Origin of the sequence: Paenibacillus radicibacter (assembly GCF_024721995.1) — a bacterium.
In the GTDB taxonomy this organism is placed as follows: domain Bacteria; phylum Bacillota; class Bacilli; order Paenibacillales; family NBRC-103111; genus Paenibacillus_AM; species Paenibacillus_AM radicibacter.
Genome location: NZ_JANQBC010000003.1, coordinates 484,244 through 500,774, shown reverse-complemented (window position 1 = coordinate 500,774; position 16,531 = coordinate 484,244). Strand labels below are relative to the sequence as shown.

The window sequence follows — 16,531 nt, the reverse complement described above, 5'->3', positions numbered from 1 at the left end:
GTTAGTTGATAAAATTGTTCCACGTGGAACAATTACATACGGATTTGTAAATGTCATAATTCGTTCCCCTTCTAGCAGCAGGAAAATAGGGAACAATGGAGAATTTGATATAATAGAGTATTGTTACTGAGTGACACCGAGGAGCTCCCATCAACTGGGTGAAATCGTGAAAATTTTTGGGAAAAGTAAGGTGGTTTATTACGTATGAAAGAACAGATTTCGAAGTTATTCGGGTTTACGGAAAAGAGTCCAACAGATGAATTGAAGAACATTCCGGTTGCTGATGTTGTACCAAGTCCTTATCAGCCACGTACTGTGTTTGACGATGATAAGCTGGATGAACTTTGTCAAACGATTCGTACACACGGTGTCATTCAACCCATTGTAGTTCGTGTGCGTAACAATCATTACGAGCTCATTGCAGGGGAACGCCGACTTCGCGCTGTACGTAAATTAGGTTACGAAACAATTCCTGCCGTTATTCGCGATTTCAATGATTCTCAATCTGCATCTATTGCACTAATCGAAAATTTACAGCGTGAAAATTTAACAGCAATTGAAGAAGCAGTTGCTTACCAGCAGTTGATGGTTATATATGAACTAACACAGGAGAGCCTGGCACAACGTTTAGGTAAAAGTCAGTCGACGATTGCGAATAAAATTAGATTGTTACAACTTCCTGAGCTCGTGAAGGCGGCACTTCTACAGCGACATATTACAGAACGTCATGCACGTGCATTGCTAGTTCTGGATACGGAGGAAATACAGCTTAAAGTACTTGATGAAATTATTGCAAAAGATTTAAACGTGAAGCAAACGGAAACACGTATCAAGTTCTTAAAGGAATTGGTACAGGAAGAGAAAAAATCGAAGCGTCGAGTTTCTTTTTCCAAAGATGTGAGACTCGCTTTAAATACGATTCGACAATCGGTTGAAATGGTTGCAAGTTCAGGTCTTAACATTAATACTGCAGAGCAGGATTTCGAAGATCATTATGAAATTGTGATCAAGATTCCGAAGAAATCATAAAATAATTAGACGACGATGCGAGCGGTGGCGAATGATTCGGCACTGCTTCTTTTTTTAACTGATAATGGCTATAAATGATGAATCTTCGATTATGTAATGCTAGAGTAAATATGATAGAATATATTTATTCTTTCTTACATGAATAAGAGAGAATCGGATACATAATTCCGTAGTTTTGAACGTGTAATTAATCCTATCTTATACACTACTAATAGAGGTGAACAGGCGTTGTCTAAGATTTTAGCGATTACGAACCAAAAGGGTGGAGTTGGGAAAACAACTACCTCGGTCAATCTAGGCGCCTCACTGGCATCGCTAGGTAAACGAGTATTGCTTGTAGATATTGATCCACAAGGGAATACGACAAGCGGTGTAGGAGTGAATAAGGCTGATGTCACCAACTGTATTTATGATGTTCTTATTAATGATGTGCATCCCAATGATGCAACCGTAGATACAGGTGTACCTAATCTCAAAATTATTCCGGCCACGATTCAACTTGCTGGAGCAGAAATTGAACTTGTACCGACGATCTCGCGTGAAGTCAGATTGAAAAAATCACTTCATCTGGTTCGTCACATGTATGATTATATTCTAATTGATTGTCCGCCATCTCTAGGCATTCTGACGATCAATTCATTAACTGCGTCGGATGCAGTCATTATTCCAATTCAATGTGAATATTACGCACTAGAGGGCTTATCTCAGCTACTCAATACTGTTCGTCTTGTTCAGAAACATTTGAATACGAGCTTGCAGATTGAAGGCGTATTGTTAACGATGTTCGACGCACGTACCAACCTAGGTATTCAAGTTATTGAAGAAGTTAAGAAGTATTTCCAACAGAAAGTGTATCAGACCGTTATTCCAAGGAATGTACGTTTAAGTGAAGCACCATCTCATGGTCAATCCATTATTACGTATGATCCGAAATCAAAAGGGGCAGAAGTATACCTCGAACTTGCAAAGGAAGTGATTTCACATGAGCAAGCGGTTAGGTAAGGGGCTTGATGCACTAATTGATACAATTCACATTAATGAAGATGATAAGGTTGTTCAAATTCCTCTTGCACAATTAAGAGCTAACCCGTATCAACCACGTAAAACTTTTGATGCTGATAGCCTTCATGAATTAGCAGCATCGATTAAGGAACACGGTGTGATTCAGCCGATTATCGTGCGTAAGGTATTAAAAGGATATGAGATTATTGCAGGTGAACGCAGATTTCGTGCTTCCCAAGAGTGCGGCATTGCGACGATCCCTGCTGTAATAAAGAAGTTATCCGATCAACAAGTTACTGAAATTGCATTAATTGAAAACGTGCAGCGTGAAGATTTAAATGCAATGGAAATGGCACTTGCGTATCAAGGATTAATTGATCAATTCAATCTGACGCAAGAAGAACTGTCTGTTAAAGTAGGGAAGAGTCGCTCTCATATCGCTAACTTCTTAAGACTTTTACAATTGCCAGATGTCGTTAAAGGATATGTTTCACGTGGAACAATTTCAATGGGACATGCTAGAGCGATTGTTGGTCTTAAAGATGAGAAGCTTATGAAAGAACTTGCTGAAAAATGTATGACAGAACAGTGGAGCGTACGTCAGTTGGAAGAAGAACTGAAACGTATGGAAGAGGAAAAGTCGAAGGAGAATGAAACGGCAGGCACAAAGGTTAATAAGGCAAGTAAACAAAAGAACCCTTATATTCGCCAAGCTGAAGATCAACTTCGTGAACAATTCCAAACTACTGTAACAATTAACGATCAAAATGAAAAAGGTAAGATTGAATTGAAGTATTACTCCAAAGATGATTTGCAAAGATTGTTAGACTTGTTGCAGTTGAAATCGGTTTAAATATTTCGCATGAAAAATGTAGCATACCGATTGTTATCTTTCGTAAGAAAGAGCAAACTAAGGTATGCTATCTTTTTGAGCGAACATATCGAAGGATGGTCGCGAGTGGATATTAAATATTTTGATCATGCGGCTTCTTCTTGGCCGAAGCCACCTGAAGTCATAGAAGCGATGACACGTAATTTAAGTGAGAGTGGAGCGAACCCAGGGCGGGGGAGTCACGCAATGGCAGTTAAGGCAAGCCGTGTCTTGTTTGAGACGAGGCGAAATGCTGCGAAGTTGTTCGGGGTACGTAATCCGAATGATATTTCGTTTGCACTGAATACGACGGCAGCACTCAATCTTGCGATACTTGGATTCGTGCGCGAAGGGGCGCACGTGATCTCTACAGCGGTTGAGCACAACTCAGTGCGAAGGCCGCTGGAATATTTGAAACGTACACGGAACGTTTCGGTGACATACGTGTCCGCGGATATACGCGGACGGGTAAAGGTGGCGGATGTGGAAGCAGCCATCCGTCCAAACACGGAGCTGGTGGTGGTTAACCACAGCTCCAATCTGCTCGGCACGGTACAGCCCGTGCCGGAGATCGGCGCCATGTGCCGTAGGCATGGCGTGAGGTTGCTTGTGGATGCAGCGCAGAGCGCAGGCATCCTGCCTATCGATGTCGACGCCATGGGCATCGACATGTTGGCTTTCCCTGGCCACAAGGGACTACTGGGGCCGCAAGGAACGGGTGGATTGTACATCCACCCTGATCTGGAGCTAGAGCCGCTCATGCATGGCGGCACGGGAAGTCAGTCGGAGGCGCTGGAGCAGCCGAAGGTAAGACCGGATCGCTATGAGGCTGGGACGCCGAATACGGTCGGTATTGCAGGACTTAACGAAGGGATCAAATATGTACTCAGTAAATCAGTCGAGAGCATTCATGCACATGAGTGGGCGCTATCGCAGCGACTTATGGAAGGTCTAGTTCGTCTACCAGGTGTTCAATTGCTAGGTCCAGAGATAGGGGAACTTAAGACAGGAATTGTTGCTTTTAATATAGAGGGTGCAGACTCCTCGGAAATTTCTTTTGTTCTAGATCAATCTTTCGGTATTGCAGTACGAGCTGGTTATCATTGCACGCCACTTGCACATGAAGCAATTGGCACATTAGCTAACGGAGCTGTACGAGCATCCGTCGGTTATGCAACGACGACGGAAGATGTGGATTATTTTATAGAAGCGATAAAAGAGATTGTGGAAGGGTATTTGAAGTGATTCGAGTGAATATCTTACATTGCGACACAGTCAGAGAAATTTTTATAACGATTAGACGAATGTCTACAAAGAGGAAGGACAGAAGGCAATGACAGATATGATGGATGTAAGTTTGGAAATGTGGCTGATGATTGGAGCGCTAGGCATTGCTATAATCAGTCTACTGCTTGTTATTATTGTATGGGCAAAGATGAGCGGAATGCGCAAAAAGTATAAAGCCCTTCTTAATGGAACAAGTGGTGAAAATATCGAAGAGTTGTTAATTGGGATTCAACAACAGCTGAGCACGCAAATTGAACAAGGGTCTCTACTTAAAAATGATGTGACCCAAATTCAACAAGCGATGAAGCTCATGAAATCAAAGGTCAATATTCACCGATACAGTGCATTCGGCGATATTGGTAGTAGTGATCTGAGTTTCTCGATTTCGATCTTAGATGATATGGCCAATGGTGTAGTGTTAACGGGCATTCACAGTCGGGAACAAACTTACATTTATGCGAAGCCGATCCAGAATGGTGTCTCCACATATACGTTGTCCCCTGAGGAAAAAGAAGCAATTAACCGCACAATGCAGCAAGGGTAAGAGCGTTAGCTAGAGCTGAATATCTGAAGTTCGTGTAGGGGAAAATGGTTGAACGTTCATGCGCTGCATGGATGCGAAAATGGATTGAGCGATCACATCAGCCATGTTCATCACGAGACTAAGACGTGTATTCTGCAATACAAAGTACTCCATAAAACCTGATATATTCACGATACCTGTCATGTAGATGTTACCGATGGCAGGTAAATTTTTATTCACACCTGCACCTGGCTTGAGCGGACCATTGCCGATCTGAATACAGCCAATAGAGTTCATTTGACCGAGTGAAGCATCTACCGCTATGATAAACGGATCATGGTGCTCTCTATGTATGAGTTCAATATGTTCGCTTAGATTCATCGCATGGACAGGTTCATCAAGCGTGCCATAAATATGAAAGTTCGCACCCCATTCCGCGTATTTACGCAAACGACTGCCTACAAGTGGTCCAAGACAATCACCAGTAGAGCGATCAGTGCCAATGCAACAAATCACAATAGGCTTCTGAGATGGAAGTTCAGATAATAAATCGATTAAGTGCTTCGCAAGGGATGCGGTTGTATTCGAATCCGAATATAATAGTTTTAATGGAGACGATAGGTTCATGGTAACCCTCCAAGAGGAATGCTAGTAAGGACTACTAGATTCATATATTTTTACTAGTATACGGATATCAAAGAGATTTTATACGTACTAGGATGAGATAGAAGAATAGGGGAATGAATAGATGCTGATGCTTATTGCATTTGATTCGACGCAGCAGGCACTAAGGGCTGAGATGCTGCTAGAGTACGCGGAAATTGAGATTGATATGTGCCCAACTCCGAAGACGATTACGGCAGGCTGTGCGCTATCCATCGAGTTCCCAGCGGATCAGGTGGAGACCGTCAGGCAGATTATTGTGACTGAGCACGTTGAAATTCGTGGCATCTATGCAAATATAAACGGCACATATGAGAACATAATGGAGGAGGGGGATCCTTCGTGACTTGGTTACAGGAGAATGCGATTGTGAAAGCAGTCGTAAACTATTTTGAAGATCCAGATAAGATGCTGGCAACGGTCGTAGATATTGTTCAGATCATCGCGATATTCGTAGCAGCCAAAATAATTGTGAAGATTGCCAATAAAGCGATTAATAAAATGCTTACAGCGAAACAACGCGGTCCGATTAAAATTGACGTCAGAAGATCGAATACGATTTTTAAATTAGCAAATAACATTATCACATATACAGTTAATTTTATTGCGATCATGCTTATCTTATCGCAGTTAGGTGTAAATTTAGGTCCGATCCTTGCGGGGGCTGGGGTTCTGGGTCTAGCCATCGGTTTTGGGGCACAAAGCTTAGTGAAGGATGTTATTACGGGATTCTTCATTATATTCGAAGATCAATTTGCAGTAGGAGATATCGTACAGATTGATCAATTCAAAGGAACAGTGGAGCAGATTGGAATCCGTGTGACACGTGTGCGGAGCTGGACTGGAGAAGTTCACATTATTCCAAACGGAAACATCAAGCAAGTAACGAACTTTTCGATGCACAATTCGGTTGCGGTTGTGGATGTGGCAATTGCATATGAAGCGAACGTTGATGAAGCAATTGAGGTTCTCAAAAGCGTCTCTCAGCGTTTGTATGAAAGCCATGACAATATCGTCGCTGAGCCGAACGTACTCGGTGTACAGATGCTTGGGAACTCGGAGATTGTACTTCGGACAACTGCAGAGTGTAAACCAAATACGCATGTGGAAATTACACGTGTGATGCATGCAGAGATTAAGAAAGAATTTGATAAACATGGGATCGAAATTCCATATCCGAAAACCATTACGTATCTTAAATCGGAAAAGGCGGCTGAGTAATCGATGGAACGTAAACATTATGAGCTTGGGGATATTGTTCAGATGAAGAAACCTCATCCGTGTGGAACGAATGAGATGGAGATTATTCGTCTAGGGATGGATATTCGAATCAAGTGTGTAGGATGTAAACATTCGGTACTTGTTCCACGAGCTAAATTCGAGAGCAAGCTGAAGAAAGTGCTCCGTCAAGGATCTGCTCAGCCAATGGAATCATCCGATGGGGTGCAGGAGTAAAACGGACTATTTTACAGTCAAATACAATGTTTATGATGGGTGTAAAAAGCTTGTCATGGATGGAATTATGTGATAATATTTAGTTTGTTATCACCGCGGAAAGGTACCCAAGAGGCCCAAGGGGGCTGACTCGAAATCAGCTAGGCGTCGCAAGGCGTGCGTGGGTTCGAATCCCACTCTTTCCGCCACAACTTTCATATGATCATAAACATAAACCTCCTACGAGATGTAGGAGGTTTTTTTGGTGCTCTAATGAATCGTTTTCTTCGTCCATTTGCGGTTGTGATTAGATGTTTCGGGAAACTCGTCGCCGGCTTGTAAGGATACGACTTGTGGATTCTGGATGCCCATATGAATATCATTCTCGCCAATTTCGATGTATTGTCCGTCGTTTGTGACTTTCTCACCAGGACGGAATTCGGTACGTTCGCCCACTTTGCTGTCACCTCCACCTATTATAAAATGTGCTTTCCGCTTAAATTTATGTAAGTTAGATACGCAGATGTGGATAACAAGTTTTACAAGATTGGGGATAGTTCAGGGTGAAATGTGGACAAGATCGGTATTGTCATTATCCCCATGTGGACAAGTTTATAAGATCACTCCATAGAGAACCCAACAGGTTCCGCGGAAGACTTGCTATACATAGGCCAATCTGATATAATACTTTGGTGCGAGTTTTTTATATTTAAAATGAATGCTCGCTCCTTGCTCCCGAAAGGGGGCCGTTTAGTCCAAAAGGAGGTGAAATACATGCGCAAGTATGAAGTAATGTACATTATTCGTACAGACATTGAGCAAGAAGTTGTTCAATCTACTGTAGAAAAGTTCCAAAACATCATTACGAACAACGGTGGCGAAGTTACAAAGCAAGACCTTATGGGTAAGCGCCGTCTAGCGTATGAGATCAACAAATTCCGTGATGGGAACTATGTTCTTGTCCACTTCAATGCAGAACCTGCAGTTGTTACGGAATTGGATCGCGTAATGAAAATTTCTGATGAAGTTATTCGTTACCTAATCGTTAATGACGTAGCGTAAGCTAAGACAGGCTTGTAAAGTAATCATCGTTAGGAGGGCGCTATTGATGCTAAATCGAGTGATTCTGATCGGCAGACTAACTAAAGATCCTGAGCTTCGTTATACACCAGCAGGTGTTGCAGTTGCTCAATTCACTTTGGCTGTAGATCGTCCATTTTCCAACCAACAAACGCGTGAGCGGGAGACTGACTTCATTCCTGTGGTAACTTGGAGACAGCTTGCTGAGACATGTGCGAATTATCTTCGCAAAGGTCGTCTTGCTGCGGTCGAAGGGCGTATTCAAGTACGTTCTTATGACAACAATGAGGGTCGCAAAGTGTATGTAACCGAAGTTATTGCTGATAATGTTCGATTCTTAGAGTCGGCTAATTCAGGGCAGCGTGAAGAATCAAGTTATTCGTCTGGCGGCGATTCAATGGGCGGAAACAATGGCGGCGGAAGTCGCTATAGTGGAGGTCGCGAAACGAAGCAGAAGGACCCATTCTTTGACGATGGAAAACCGATTGATATATCGGATGATGATTTGCCATTCTAAAGTAGAAAGGACTGAATACGATGAGTTTCCAAAAAAGAGACAATGGTGGCGAAGATCGCGGCGAGCGTAAGTTTGCTCCACGTCGTGGCGGTAAAGGCGGTAAACGCCGTAAAGTTTGCTACTTCACTGTAAACAAAATTAAACACATTGACTATAAAGATACGGATACACTTAAGAAGTTCATCTCCGAGCGTGGTAAAATCTTGCCACGTCGTGTGACTGGTACTTCCGCGAAATATCAACGTGCGTTGACAATCGCAATCAAGCGTTCCCGTACAGTAGCACTTCTTCCGTACACTACGGAGTAGTCTAACGTTCAAACGTGAAGAAGCAGTAGGAACTCGTTCCTGCTGCTTTTTTTGTTGTCGTTTTTGTTATAGGAAATCTGTCCTGTCGTGAGGAAAGCACCGCTCTTTATGGTACATCATTTTATGCTATAATTAGGGTGTAGCTTGTTTGACGAAGGGGAGAGTCCAATTGTCTCATATGGATAAAGATGTTGACCTGGCTAGACGAGTTAAAGTCATTGAATGGCTAAAAACAGAAGTCGTGGATCAAGTGGCTCATTTGCTTAAAGCGATCTGGGAAGGCAGTCAGAGTAAGATGGTAGACGCACTGGCGAGTCTGATTTCAAGTGGATACATCTTAGGGAGACGGCTAGGGATTCCTCTGCGAAGTTTAGATGAGGCGATAATGGAAAAAATGAAGAAACATAGAGCGGATGGCCACCAACTAGAAGATTGGTACGGGGACATTTCTGCACTGGAAGAACATATATCTAAGAGGTGAACCCCTTGACCAAACGAACATGGATTTCGATTTTGTGGGCAATTGCCTATGTGGTGATGCTGCTATCTTTTAAAACGAGCTTTTTATTGCTGACGATTAGTTTTCTGATCATTCCGGTCGTGGCATTATTTGTTCGTGAGAATGTGAAAAATTTTATTATGTATTACGTGGCCGCGGTCGTGCTCGCTTATGTGCTGGCAACTCCGCATGGCGCATTTATTGTCATGACCTCTTTATTCTTACTACCTGTCAGTGTTGTGATGGGAATTTTGTATAAAAAGAGATCGTCGGCACGAACAGTAGTTACACTTGGCTTCTTAATGCTGCTGGGTGAAATGCTGTTAAGCTTAGTGATTGGTGCGTTAGCCGGATATAATTTCGTAGGTGAATTCCGCTTGATGATGCAAGATTATTTGAAATCTGCGGAAGACTTGATGCAAGGGGTCGTGAATTTCGATCTACAAATGTACCTCGATCTTATGACTAGCATACTACCTATGTTGCTTATCGTTCTTGCTGCGTTCTTTGCCTTAGTCACGCATGGCGTAGGACGCTGGCTCATGAACTTAACAGGCGAGAAATTGCCAGGTATGAAGCCACTTCGTGATTGGAGAATGCCGCGCAGCTTTATTTTTGTTTATCTAATTGTAGTGTTGATGAATTTATTTATGGATCCAAGTTCCAAATCAACGCTCAATATGATTGTGATTAACTTGTATCCGCTACTCTTGATTGCATTTACGATTCAGGCGATTTCGTTCTTGTTCTTTATTGATCATCTGAAAAAGTGGCGCCGTGTATTGCCGATACTAGGGATTATACTGCTCGTATTACTACCGCCTGTTATGGTGCCATATAGTTTCCTTGGGTTATTGGATACGGCACTCCCACTACGGGAACGCTTCAACAAAAAAAATTAGGTAGGAGCTGTGAGAATGCCGAAGTTTCTTGTTAAGCGGTGGCATGGTCAACACATATTATGGATCTTTGGGACGATGCTGCTCCTGATCGCCGTACTCTGTTACTACCAATGGGTGCTGGGTGTGTTGTTCCTGCTCATTGGGGCTATTCTATTGTACGTGACGATTGCTGCAGAGACGGCGTTTCGTAAAGATCTAAATTACTACATCGCTTCCATCTCACATCGAGTACGAAAAGCAGGCAGTGCTGCTCTTAATGAGCTGCCAATCGGTATCTTGATCTACGATGAGGAAAGTACCATTCAATGGCATAATAGTGCGGTTGCTGGCATGCTTAAGCGGACTTCTGCCATAGGGGAAGACCTAATTGAGCTTATACCAGATTTTAAGCGCATCAAAGATAAAGACGAGACCTTTGAAGTGACGCATGGGAATCGAATCTATGCGGCTAATGTGAAGGTGAAAGAGCGCGTCATCTATTTTCGTGATGTAACGGATTATACGGAGATGAGCCGCAGGTACGAAGCGGATAAGACGGTTGTCGGCATATTGATGATGGATAACTGGGATGAGCTGACACAAGGGATGGATGACCAAACCCGAAGTGTCTTACTTGCAAAAGTAATGGGTGAAATCAACAATTGGGCGATTAAGCACGACATTTATTTGCGTCGATTATCTTCCGATCGTTATCTCGTCGTTATGAATCAGAAGTCGTTAAAAGCGCTTGAACAGACAAGATTCGGTATCTTGGATGATGTTCGGGATATGACGATGGAGTATAAGATTCCGCTTACGATCTCTATTGGGATTGCTTCTGGTGAGGAAAGACTCATTGAGCTTGGACAGATGGCCCAGGCGAGCTTAGACATGGCTCTGGGACGCGGCGGTGATCAGGTGGCTGTTAAGACGGGTCAGAAGCTCTGCTTCTATGGAGGACGTTCTAACGCGATTGAGAAGCGTACACGTGTACGTGCTCGCGTTATCTCTCATGCTCTTCGTGATTTGATTAAAGAAAGTGATAAAGTCATTATTATGGGACATCGTTTCCCTGACATGGATGCAATCGGTGCGGCAATTGGGGTACTGAAAGCTGTGCGAATTGTAGGTAAAGAAGGTTACATTGTGCTGGAAGGCATGAATCCTTCCATTCAAAGGCTAATGGAGACGATAGCGGATGATGAGAAGCTGCACGCACGGTTTATTACGCCAGATGAAGCGCTGCAAATTATGAATCCTCGGACACTTGCTGTCGTGTGTGATACGCATAAGGCCTCTATGGTTGCGGAGCCGCGTCTCTTGTCTCTTACACATCGAATCGTCGTTATTGATCATCACAGACGTAGTGAGGACTTCTTGCAAGATGCCACACTCGTGTATATGGAGCCATATGCCTCATCAACATGTGAGTTAGTAACCGAGTTATTGCAGTATATTACGGAAAAATTAACACTTGAAGTGATTGAAGCGACAGTGCTCCTTGCTGGAATTGTCGTGGATACGAAAAGTTTTACGCAGCGTACGGGTTCAAGAACGTTCGAAGCGGCATCTTTCTTGAGACGTAATGGTGCGGATGCAACTGTGATTCAGACGATTTTGAAAGAAGATTTGGGCTCATATATTGAAAAAGCCGAGATTATTAAACATACTGAGATAGTCAATCAATCGATTGCACTTGCCATTGCGAAGTCTGGAAGGATGCATTCTCAGCTTATGATTGCTCAAGTTGCAGATACACTGCTTGGCATGACAGGCATTCTAGCTTCGTTCGTCATTGCAAGGCGACCTGATGGACTAATTGGGATATCAGCCCGTTCAATGGGCGATCTCAATGTGCAAGTTGTGATGGAACGACTTGGTGGTGGCGGGCATTTGACCAATGCGGCAACGCAGTTAGAAGGAACACTGGAAGATGCAGAATTACGTCTGAAACAAGCCATTCAAGAAATTGAAGAGGAAGAGGGGTTATTCGAATGAAAGTTGTATTTTTACAAGATGTAAAGGGTCAAGGTAAAAAAGGTGAAATTAAGGAAATATCTGAGGGTTATGCAAATAACTTTTTAATTCCACGTAAGTTAGCTGCTCCTGCAACAACGGGGGTTGTCAATACATTAGCACAGCAAAAGCAAGCAGAGCTTAAGCGTAAAGAGCAAGAAAAGGCAGATGCACAAGCACTCGGCGACAAAATGAAAGAAATGACGGTTAAAGTGACTGCAAAGGCTGGTGAGGGCGGTCGTCTATTCGGCGCTGTATCTACGAAGCAAGTTGCAGAAGCACTTGAGAAGCAATTCAAACTTAAAATTGATAAGCGTAAAATGTTACTTGATGATGCAATCCGTTCGCTCGGTGTAACGAAAGTCCCTGTGAAATTGCACCAAGAAGTTACGACTACATTAAATGTTCACGTTGTTGAAGAATAAGAAATAATGGAGGATTTACTCCTAAAGAAAGCGAGGTGTGATGGATGAGAGAAGAAATGTTCGAGGACCGCGTACTCCCACAAAACACGGAAGCGGAACAAGCTGTGTTAGGTGCAGTCTTGCTGGATAGCGAAGCGCTCATTACGGCGATGGAGCGGGTAGGGCCTGAAGACTTTTATCGTCCATCGCATCAGCGCATTTACGAAACGATGCTGGAATTATCGGATGAGCAAGAGCCAATTGACCTCATCACATTGACAGCTAGGTTGCAGGATAAAGGTGTTCTTGAAGATATCGGCGGTGTGTCGTATCTTTCGGATCTGGCTTCGGCTGTACCGACCTCTGCCAATATAGATTACTACGCGCAAATCGTCGAAGAGAAATCGATGCTGCGCCGTCTCATTCGTGCAGCTTCACAAATTGTATCGAATGGGTATGCGAGTTCAGATGATGTTGGTGCGATGCTAAGTGAAGCGGAAGCCCGCATTTTTGAAATTTCACAGCGCCGTGCGACGAGTGGATTCGTATCGATTCGAGATGTGCTGATGGAAGTGTTCGAGAAAGTTGAAACCCTATATTCGAATAAGGGTGGCAGTACAGGGATTCCCTCGGGTTTCCCGGATTTGGACAAGATGACTGCCGGTTTCCAACGTTCGGACTTAATTATTGTGGCTGCGCGTCCTTCCGTAGGTAAGACCGCATTCTCGCTAAATGTCGCGCAAAATGTTGGTGTACGTGCAAAAGAAACTGTTGCGATCTTCTCTCTGGAGATGGGGGCCGCTCAGCTTGTACAACGTATGATCTGCGCGGAAGCAAACGTTGATGCCTCTCGTCTTCGCTTGGGTAACTTAGAGAATGAAGATTGGGAAAAGCTGACGATGGCGATTGGATCGTTATCCGAGGCGAATATTTATATCGATGATTCACCAGCTTTAACCGTTGCGGATATTCGCGCGAAGTGTCGTAGGTTGAAGCAGGAGCGGGGCTTAGGTATGATTCTGATCGATTACTTGCAGCTCATTCATGGCCGTGGTAAAGGGGATAATCGTCAGCAGGAAGTATCCGAAATTTCTCGTACACTGAAACAAATTGCACGTGAGCTAAACGTACCGGTTATTGCACTATCGCAGTTAAGCCGTGGGGTAGAGCAGCGTCAAGATAAACGTCCGATGATGTCTGACCTTCGTGAATCAGGTTCCATTGAGCAAGATGCCGACATTGTTGCGTTCTTGTATCGTGATGATTACTACGATAAAGAGTCCGAGAAGAAGAACATTATCGAGATCATTATTGCTAAGCAACGTAATGGTCCGGTAGGGACAGTTGAGCTGTGTTTCTTGAAAAACTACAATAAATTCGTTCCACTCAACCGAACGCATGCGGATGGTGCACCTGCAGCAGCAGGCGGCGGACTACCGTATTAAGTGTAAGAACAGCAGGATGGAATTAGCGACACTCCTTGGACAATGAAAGGGAGTGTCGTTTTTTTTATAGCTAATAGATAGCTAATCCCAATATTTTCTGATAAAATAACAACGCATTCCAATATAGGAATGATTATAGAAAACATTAATTTCTGAAAATACATAACAGCAGTCAATCTCAAAGTGACGGGGGATGCAGAGATGATAGCAAAAGCAGAATTATGGACGCAACAGCTGCTTGAAATTGAAGATTTAGACGGCAATCTGTATGAAACAATGATCTTAAAGATTGAACAAGATACATTATCTATTCGGCAGCCTGTGAATAAGGAGAACATCCCGATTACAGTATCTTCGGGTTCGGAAGTTATCGTATTCTGCTATCCAGAAGGAAAAGATAAGTATTATTATCAATCCCAATTGATTCAAGATGGAACGAGATTCTACATTTCACAGCCGGAAGATGGTCTTCTGACTAAAGTGCAGCGTCGTAATTTCTTCCGAGTGCCAGCAACAGTTGAATTCTGGTATGAAACCGAAGCAAAAAATGCTAGGTTTGACCGAATCACAAGCGATATTAGTGGTGGAGGACTTGCATTCTTCAGCTTGCCGTCCGAGCCAGTAGCTGTAGGTGACCGAATTTCAGGTATGCTGAAGATCGATTCGAAAGAAGTTCCTTTCCAAGCGGATATTGTTCATATTCGTCCAGTCTACAATGAATATGCCCGTTCTTGTTACAGTCTATCATTCGTTGATATGCGAGAATCGCAGCGGGATATCATTATTGGATACTGTATGAAACGGCAAGTGGAGATTCGTAAAAAAATAGGCGATACCAAATAAAAAAATATTTCACTTCGTTAATAGGAACACATACCTTACAAGAGGGGTGTTCCTTTTTCGTGTCGCTATATATTTAAATATGTATTATAGAAAGTAAAAATGAAATTAGCAGTAATGATCAGATTCGGGGAACAATAACGGAATGAATGAAGAATGTGACCAATTATACACAATAATTCCGAACGATGTAGACGGGAGTTATTTCATTGTTCGTTTTTATTGACTTTGAAGTTGTTGATTGCTAAAATTATATAGTAAGGAAACCGAACGGTTTATTAAAATTAGTGAACCCACCTGAGGAGGTCATACGATGTCAACAGTAGTAGTTGTTGGAACCCAATGGGGTGACGAAGGAAAAGGGAAAATTACAGACTATTTAGCGGAGTCTGCTGAGGTTGTTGCACGTTATCAAGGCGGTAACAACGCTGGACATACAATTCTAATTGGTGATAAAAAATATAAATTGCACTTAATCCCATCCGGTATTTTCTATGATAAAAAAGAGTGCGTAATTGGTAACGGAATGGTTATTAATCCGGCTGCTCTTATCGAAGAAATTGCGTACATTCATACGAATAATTTCTCGACTGATAACTTAAGAATCAGTGATCGTGCACACGTCATTATGCCTTACCACTTGCTGCTGGACGGACTTGAAGAAGACAGCAAGGGCGATAATAAGATCGGTACAACACGTAAAGGTATTGGCCCATGTTATATGGACAAAGCGGCTCGTAACGGTATCCGTATTGCAGACCTAATGGATGCAGAAGAGTTCGAAAGAAGACTTCGCACCGTACTTGTTGAGAAAAACCGTATTATCGAGAGCGTTTATGGCGCTAAAGGTCTGGATGCAGACTCCATTCTTGCTGAATACCTTGGCTATGCAGAACAATTGCGTAAATACGTAACGGATACTTCGGTTGTGCTTAATGATGCTATCGATAACGGCAAGCGTGTATTGTTCGAAGGCGCGCAAGGCGTAATGTTAGATATCGACCAAGGTACGTACCCATATGTTACATCTTCCAACCCAACAGCTGGTGGTGTATGTATCGGTTCTGGCGTAGGTCCGACGAAGATCCACCAAATTATTGGGGTTGCGAAAGCTTATACAACACGTGTAGGTGATGGCCCGTTCCCAACTGAGCTTAACAATGAGATCGGTGAATTTATCCGTGAAAAAGGTCATGAGTACGGTACGACAACAGGCCGCGCACGCCGCGTGGGCTGGTTCGACTCTGTCGTTGTACGTCACGCACGTCGTGTAAGTGGTATTACAGGCTTGTCCTTGAACTCCATTGACGTACTTAGCGGTCTTGAGACGGTTAAGATTTGCACAGGCTACTTGTACAAAGGTCAAGTGATTGATCACTACCCAGCGTCTTTGAAGCAATTAGCAGAGTGTGAAGCGGTATATGAGGAGCTTCCAGGTTGGAGCGAAGACATTACAGGTGCTCGCTCTCTTGAGGATCTTCCTGAGAATGCGCGTCACTATGTAGAGCGTGTATCGCAATTGACAGGTATTCCGATTTCGATCTTCTCTGTAGGTCGTAACCGTGAACAAACGAACCAAATTCGTCCGATTTACATGTAAATTTACTCAAGAAGATTGCGGAGCAATGGGATTATAATATTTTTTGAAAATTAATGGCTAGGCAGTTGAAAGAGGAAGTGTGTCTATGAGATGCACTTCCTTTTGTGTTGTTCTAGGGGCTTAAACTTGCAA

General features: G+C 43.1%; 20 protein-coding genes and 1 tRNA gene. 19 read left to right on the top strand and 2 right to left on the bottom strand.

All coding sequences use genetic code 11. The features are described 5' to 3' along the window. Nucleotides 1-204: 204 nt before the first annotated feature. The 5 genes from noc to NV379_RS10045 all read left to right on the top strand — a co-directional run bounded on the left by noc (nt 205) and on the right by NV379_RS10045 (nt 4,733). Nucleotides 205-1,029, top strand: coding sequence for a nucleoid occlusion protein (gene noc / locus NV379_RS10065; protein ID WP_258207155.1), 825 nt, complete (start codon nt 205-207; stop codon nt 1,027-1,029). Nucleotides 1,030-1,257: 228 nt separating this feature from the next. Beyond that, entirely contained in the window at nt 1,258-2,031 is a 774-nt protein-coding gene (locus NV379_RS10060) for a ParA family protein (RefSeq protein WP_258207154.1), read from the top strand. Next, nucleotides 2,012-2,884: a ParB/RepB/Spo0J family partition protein gene (locus NV379_RS10055; protein ID WP_258207153.1), complete on the top strand. Its 873-nt coding sequence runs from the start codon at nt 2,012-2,014 to the stop codon at nt 2,882-2,884. Before NV379_RS10060 ends, NV379_RS10055 begins: the two co-directional genes overlap by 20 nt. Nucleotides 2,885-2,989: 105 nt before the next feature. Beyond that, nucleotides 2,990-4,147, top strand: coding sequence for an aminotransferase class V-fold PLP-dependent enzyme (locus NV379_RS10050; RefSeq protein WP_258207152.1), 1,158 nt, complete (start codon nt 2,990-2,992; stop codon nt 4,145-4,147). 88 nt (nt 4,148-4,235) lie between these two features. After that, the gene (locus NV379_RS10045; RefSeq protein ID WP_258207151.1) at nt 4,236-4,733 is read left to right on the top strand and encodes a DUF4446 family protein; all 498 of its coding nucleotides are present in this window, start codon (nt 4,236-4,238) and stop codon (nt 4,731-4,733) included. A 9-nt stretch (nt 4,734-4,742) separates the two neighbouring features. Here the strand turns inward: NV379_RS10045 and yyaC are convergent, their stop codons facing one another. Beyond that, the gene (gene yyaC / locus NV379_RS10040; RefSeq protein WP_258207150.1) at nt 4,743-5,339 is read right to left on the bottom strand and encodes a spore protease YyaC; all 597 of its coding nucleotides are present in this window, start codon (nt 5,337-5,339) and stop codon (nt 4,743-4,745) included. A gap of 127 nt (nt 5,340-5,466) precedes the next feature. Between yyaC and NV379_RS10035 the strand changes: the two genes are divergently transcribed. From NV379_RS10035 to NV379_RS10020, 4 genes are all read left to right on the top strand, one after another. Beyond that, nucleotides 5,467-5,721 carry a putative Se/S carrier protein gene (locus NV379_RS10035; RefSeq protein ID WP_258207198.1) on the top strand — a complete coding sequence of 85 codons (255 nt, stop codon included), beginning with the start codon at nt 5,467-5,469 and terminating at the stop codon, nt 5,719-5,721. Then, nucleotides 5,718-6,596, top strand: a complete 879-nt coding sequence (locus NV379_RS10030) for a mechanosensitive ion channel family protein (protein WP_258207149.1) — start codon at nt 5,718-5,720, stop codon at nt 6,594-6,596. The genes NV379_RS10035 and NV379_RS10030 overlap by 4 nt, the downstream gene beginning before the upstream one ends. A gap of 3 nt (nt 6,597-6,599) precedes the next feature. Then, complete coding sequence (locus tag NV379_RS10025; RefSeq protein ID WP_258207148.1) at nt 6,600-6,830, top strand: DUF951 domain-containing protein; 231 nt, start codon at nt 6,600-6,602, stop codon at nt 6,828-6,830. Between the two features lie 97 nt (nt 6,831-6,927). Next, a tRNA-Ser gene (locus NV379_RS10020) sits at nt 6,928-7,018 on the top strand. 61 nt (nt 7,019-7,079) lie between these two features. On the opposite strand, the gene NV379_RS10015 is transcribed toward NV379_RS10020, so the two are convergent. Next, nucleotides 7,080-7,265: a YjzC family protein gene (locus NV379_RS10015; protein WP_258207147.1), complete on the bottom strand. Its 186-nt coding sequence runs from the start codon at nt 7,263-7,265 to the stop codon at nt 7,080-7,082. Nucleotides 7,266-7,583: 318 nt separating this feature from the next. Between NV379_RS10015 and rpsF the strand changes: the two genes are divergently transcribed. The 10 genes from rpsF to NV379_RS09965 all read left to right on the top strand — a co-directional run bounded on the left by rpsF (nt 7,584) and on the right by NV379_RS09965 (nt 16,399). Continuing rightward, the gene (gene rpsF / locus NV379_RS10010; protein WP_258207146.1) at nt 7,584-7,871 is read left to right on the top strand and encodes a 30S ribosomal protein S6; all 288 of its coding nucleotides are present in this window, start codon (nt 7,584-7,586) and stop codon (nt 7,869-7,871) included. A 46-nt stretch (nt 7,872-7,917) separates the two neighbouring features. Then, a complete protein-coding gene (gene ssb / locus NV379_RS10005; RefSeq protein WP_258207145.1) occupies nt 7,918-8,406 on the top strand; it encodes a single-stranded DNA-binding protein in 489 nt (162 codons plus the stop codon). A gap of 20 nt (nt 8,407-8,426) precedes the next feature. Next, entirely contained in the window at nt 8,427-8,714 is a 288-nt protein-coding gene (gene rpsR / locus NV379_RS10000) for a 30S ribosomal protein S18 (RefSeq protein WP_258207144.1), read from the top strand. 178 nt (nt 8,715-8,892) lie between these two features. Continuing rightward, nucleotides 8,893-9,195 (top strand): MazG-like family protein, encoded by a 303-nt coding sequence (locus NV379_RS09995; protein ID WP_258207143.1) that lies wholly within the window; start codon nt 8,893-8,895, stop codon nt 9,193-9,195. A gap of 5 nt (nt 9,196-9,200) precedes the next feature. Continuing rightward, a complete protein-coding gene (locus tag NV379_RS09990) occupies nt 9,201-10,115 on the top strand; it encodes a DUF2232 domain-containing protein (RefSeq protein ID WP_258207142.1) in 915 nt (304 codons plus the stop codon). A 15-nt stretch (nt 10,116-10,130) separates the two neighbouring features. After that, complete coding sequence (locus NV379_RS09985) at nt 10,131-12,092, top strand: DHH family phosphoesterase (RefSeq protein ID WP_258207141.1); 1,962 nt, start codon at nt 10,131-10,133, stop codon at nt 12,090-12,092. After that, nucleotides 12,089-12,535, top strand: a complete 447-nt coding sequence (gene rplI / locus NV379_RS09980; protein ID WP_258207140.1) for a 50S ribosomal protein L9 — start codon at nt 12,089-12,091, stop codon at nt 12,533-12,535. Before NV379_RS09985 ends, rplI begins: the two co-directional genes overlap by 4 nt. A 44-nt stretch (nt 12,536-12,579) precedes the next feature. Further along, nucleotides 12,580-13,959 carry a replicative DNA helicase gene (dnaB, locus tag NV379_RS09975; protein WP_258207139.1) on the top strand — a complete coding sequence of 460 codons (1,380 nt, stop codon included), beginning with the start codon at nt 12,580-12,582 and terminating at the stop codon, nt 13,957-13,959. A gap of 201 nt (nt 13,960-14,160) precedes the next feature. Next, the gene (locus NV379_RS09970; RefSeq protein WP_258207138.1) at nt 14,161-14,802 is read left to right on the top strand and encodes a flagellar brake protein; all 642 of its coding nucleotides are present in this window, start codon (nt 14,161-14,163) and stop codon (nt 14,800-14,802) included. Between the two features lie 310 nt (nt 14,803-15,112). Further along, nucleotides 15,113-16,399 carry an adenylosuccinate synthase gene (locus NV379_RS09965; RefSeq protein WP_258207137.1) on the top strand — a complete coding sequence of 429 codons (1,287 nt, stop codon included), beginning with the start codon at nt 15,113-15,115 and terminating at the stop codon, nt 16,397-16,399. Nucleotides 16,400-16,531: the final 132 nt, after the last annotated feature.

Excerpts from the sequence above, each read along its gene's own strand:
- noc (WP_258207155.1), top strand. The coding sequence starts at position 205 with ATGAAAGAACAGATTTCGAAGTTATTCGGGTTTACGGAAAAGAGTCCA.
- NV379_RS10055 (WP_258207153.1), top strand. The coding sequence starts at position 2,012 with ATGAGCAAGCGGTTAGGTAAGGGGCTTGATGCACTAATTGATACAATT.
- NV379_RS10045 (WP_258207151.1), top strand. The coding sequence starts at position 4,236 with ATGACAGATATGATGGATGTAAGTTTGGAAATGTGGCTGATGATTGGA.
- yyaC (WP_258207150.1), bottom strand. The coding sequence starts at position 5,339 with ATGAACCTATCGTCTCCATTAAAACTATTATATTCGGATTCGAATACA.
- NV379_RS10035 (WP_258207198.1), top strand. The coding sequence starts at position 5,467 with ATGCTTATTGCATTTGATTCGACGCAGCAGGCACTAAGGGCTGAGATG.
- NV379_RS10025 (WP_258207148.1), top strand. The coding sequence starts at position 6,600 with ATGGAACGTAAACATTATGAGCTTGGGGATATTGTTCAGATGAAGAAA.
- rpsF (WP_258207146.1), top strand. The coding sequence starts at position 7,584 with ATGCGCAAGTATGAAGTAATGTACATTATTCGTACAGACATTGAGCAA.
- ssb (WP_258207145.1), top strand. The coding sequence starts at position 7,918 with ATGCTAAATCGAGTGATTCTGATCGGCAGACTAACTAAAGATCCTGAG.
- rpsR (WP_258207144.1), top strand. The coding sequence starts at position 8,427 with ATGAGTTTCCAAAAAAGAGACAATGGTGGCGAAGATCGCGGCGAGCGT.
- NV379_RS09995 (WP_258207143.1), top strand. The coding sequence starts at position 8,893 with ATGGATAAAGATGTTGACCTGGCTAGACGAGTTAAAGTCATTGAATGG.
- NV379_RS09985 (WP_258207141.1), top strand. The coding sequence starts at position 10,131 with ATGCCGAAGTTTCTTGTTAAGCGGTGGCATGGTCAACACATATTATGG.
- rplI (WP_258207140.1), top strand. The coding sequence starts at position 12,089 with ATGAAAGTTGTATTTTTACAAGATGTAAAGGGTCAAGGTAAAAAAGGT.
- dnaB (WP_258207139.1), top strand. The coding sequence starts at position 12,580 with ATGAGAGAAGAAATGTTCGAGGACCGCGTACTCCCACAAAACACGGAA.
- NV379_RS09970 (WP_258207138.1), top strand. The coding sequence starts at position 14,161 with ATGATAGCAAAAGCAGAATTATGGACGCAACAGCTGCTTGAAATTGAA.
- NV379_RS09965 (WP_258207137.1), top strand. The coding sequence starts at position 15,113 with ATGTCAACAGTAGTAGTTGTTGGAACCCAATGGGGTGACGAAGGAAAA.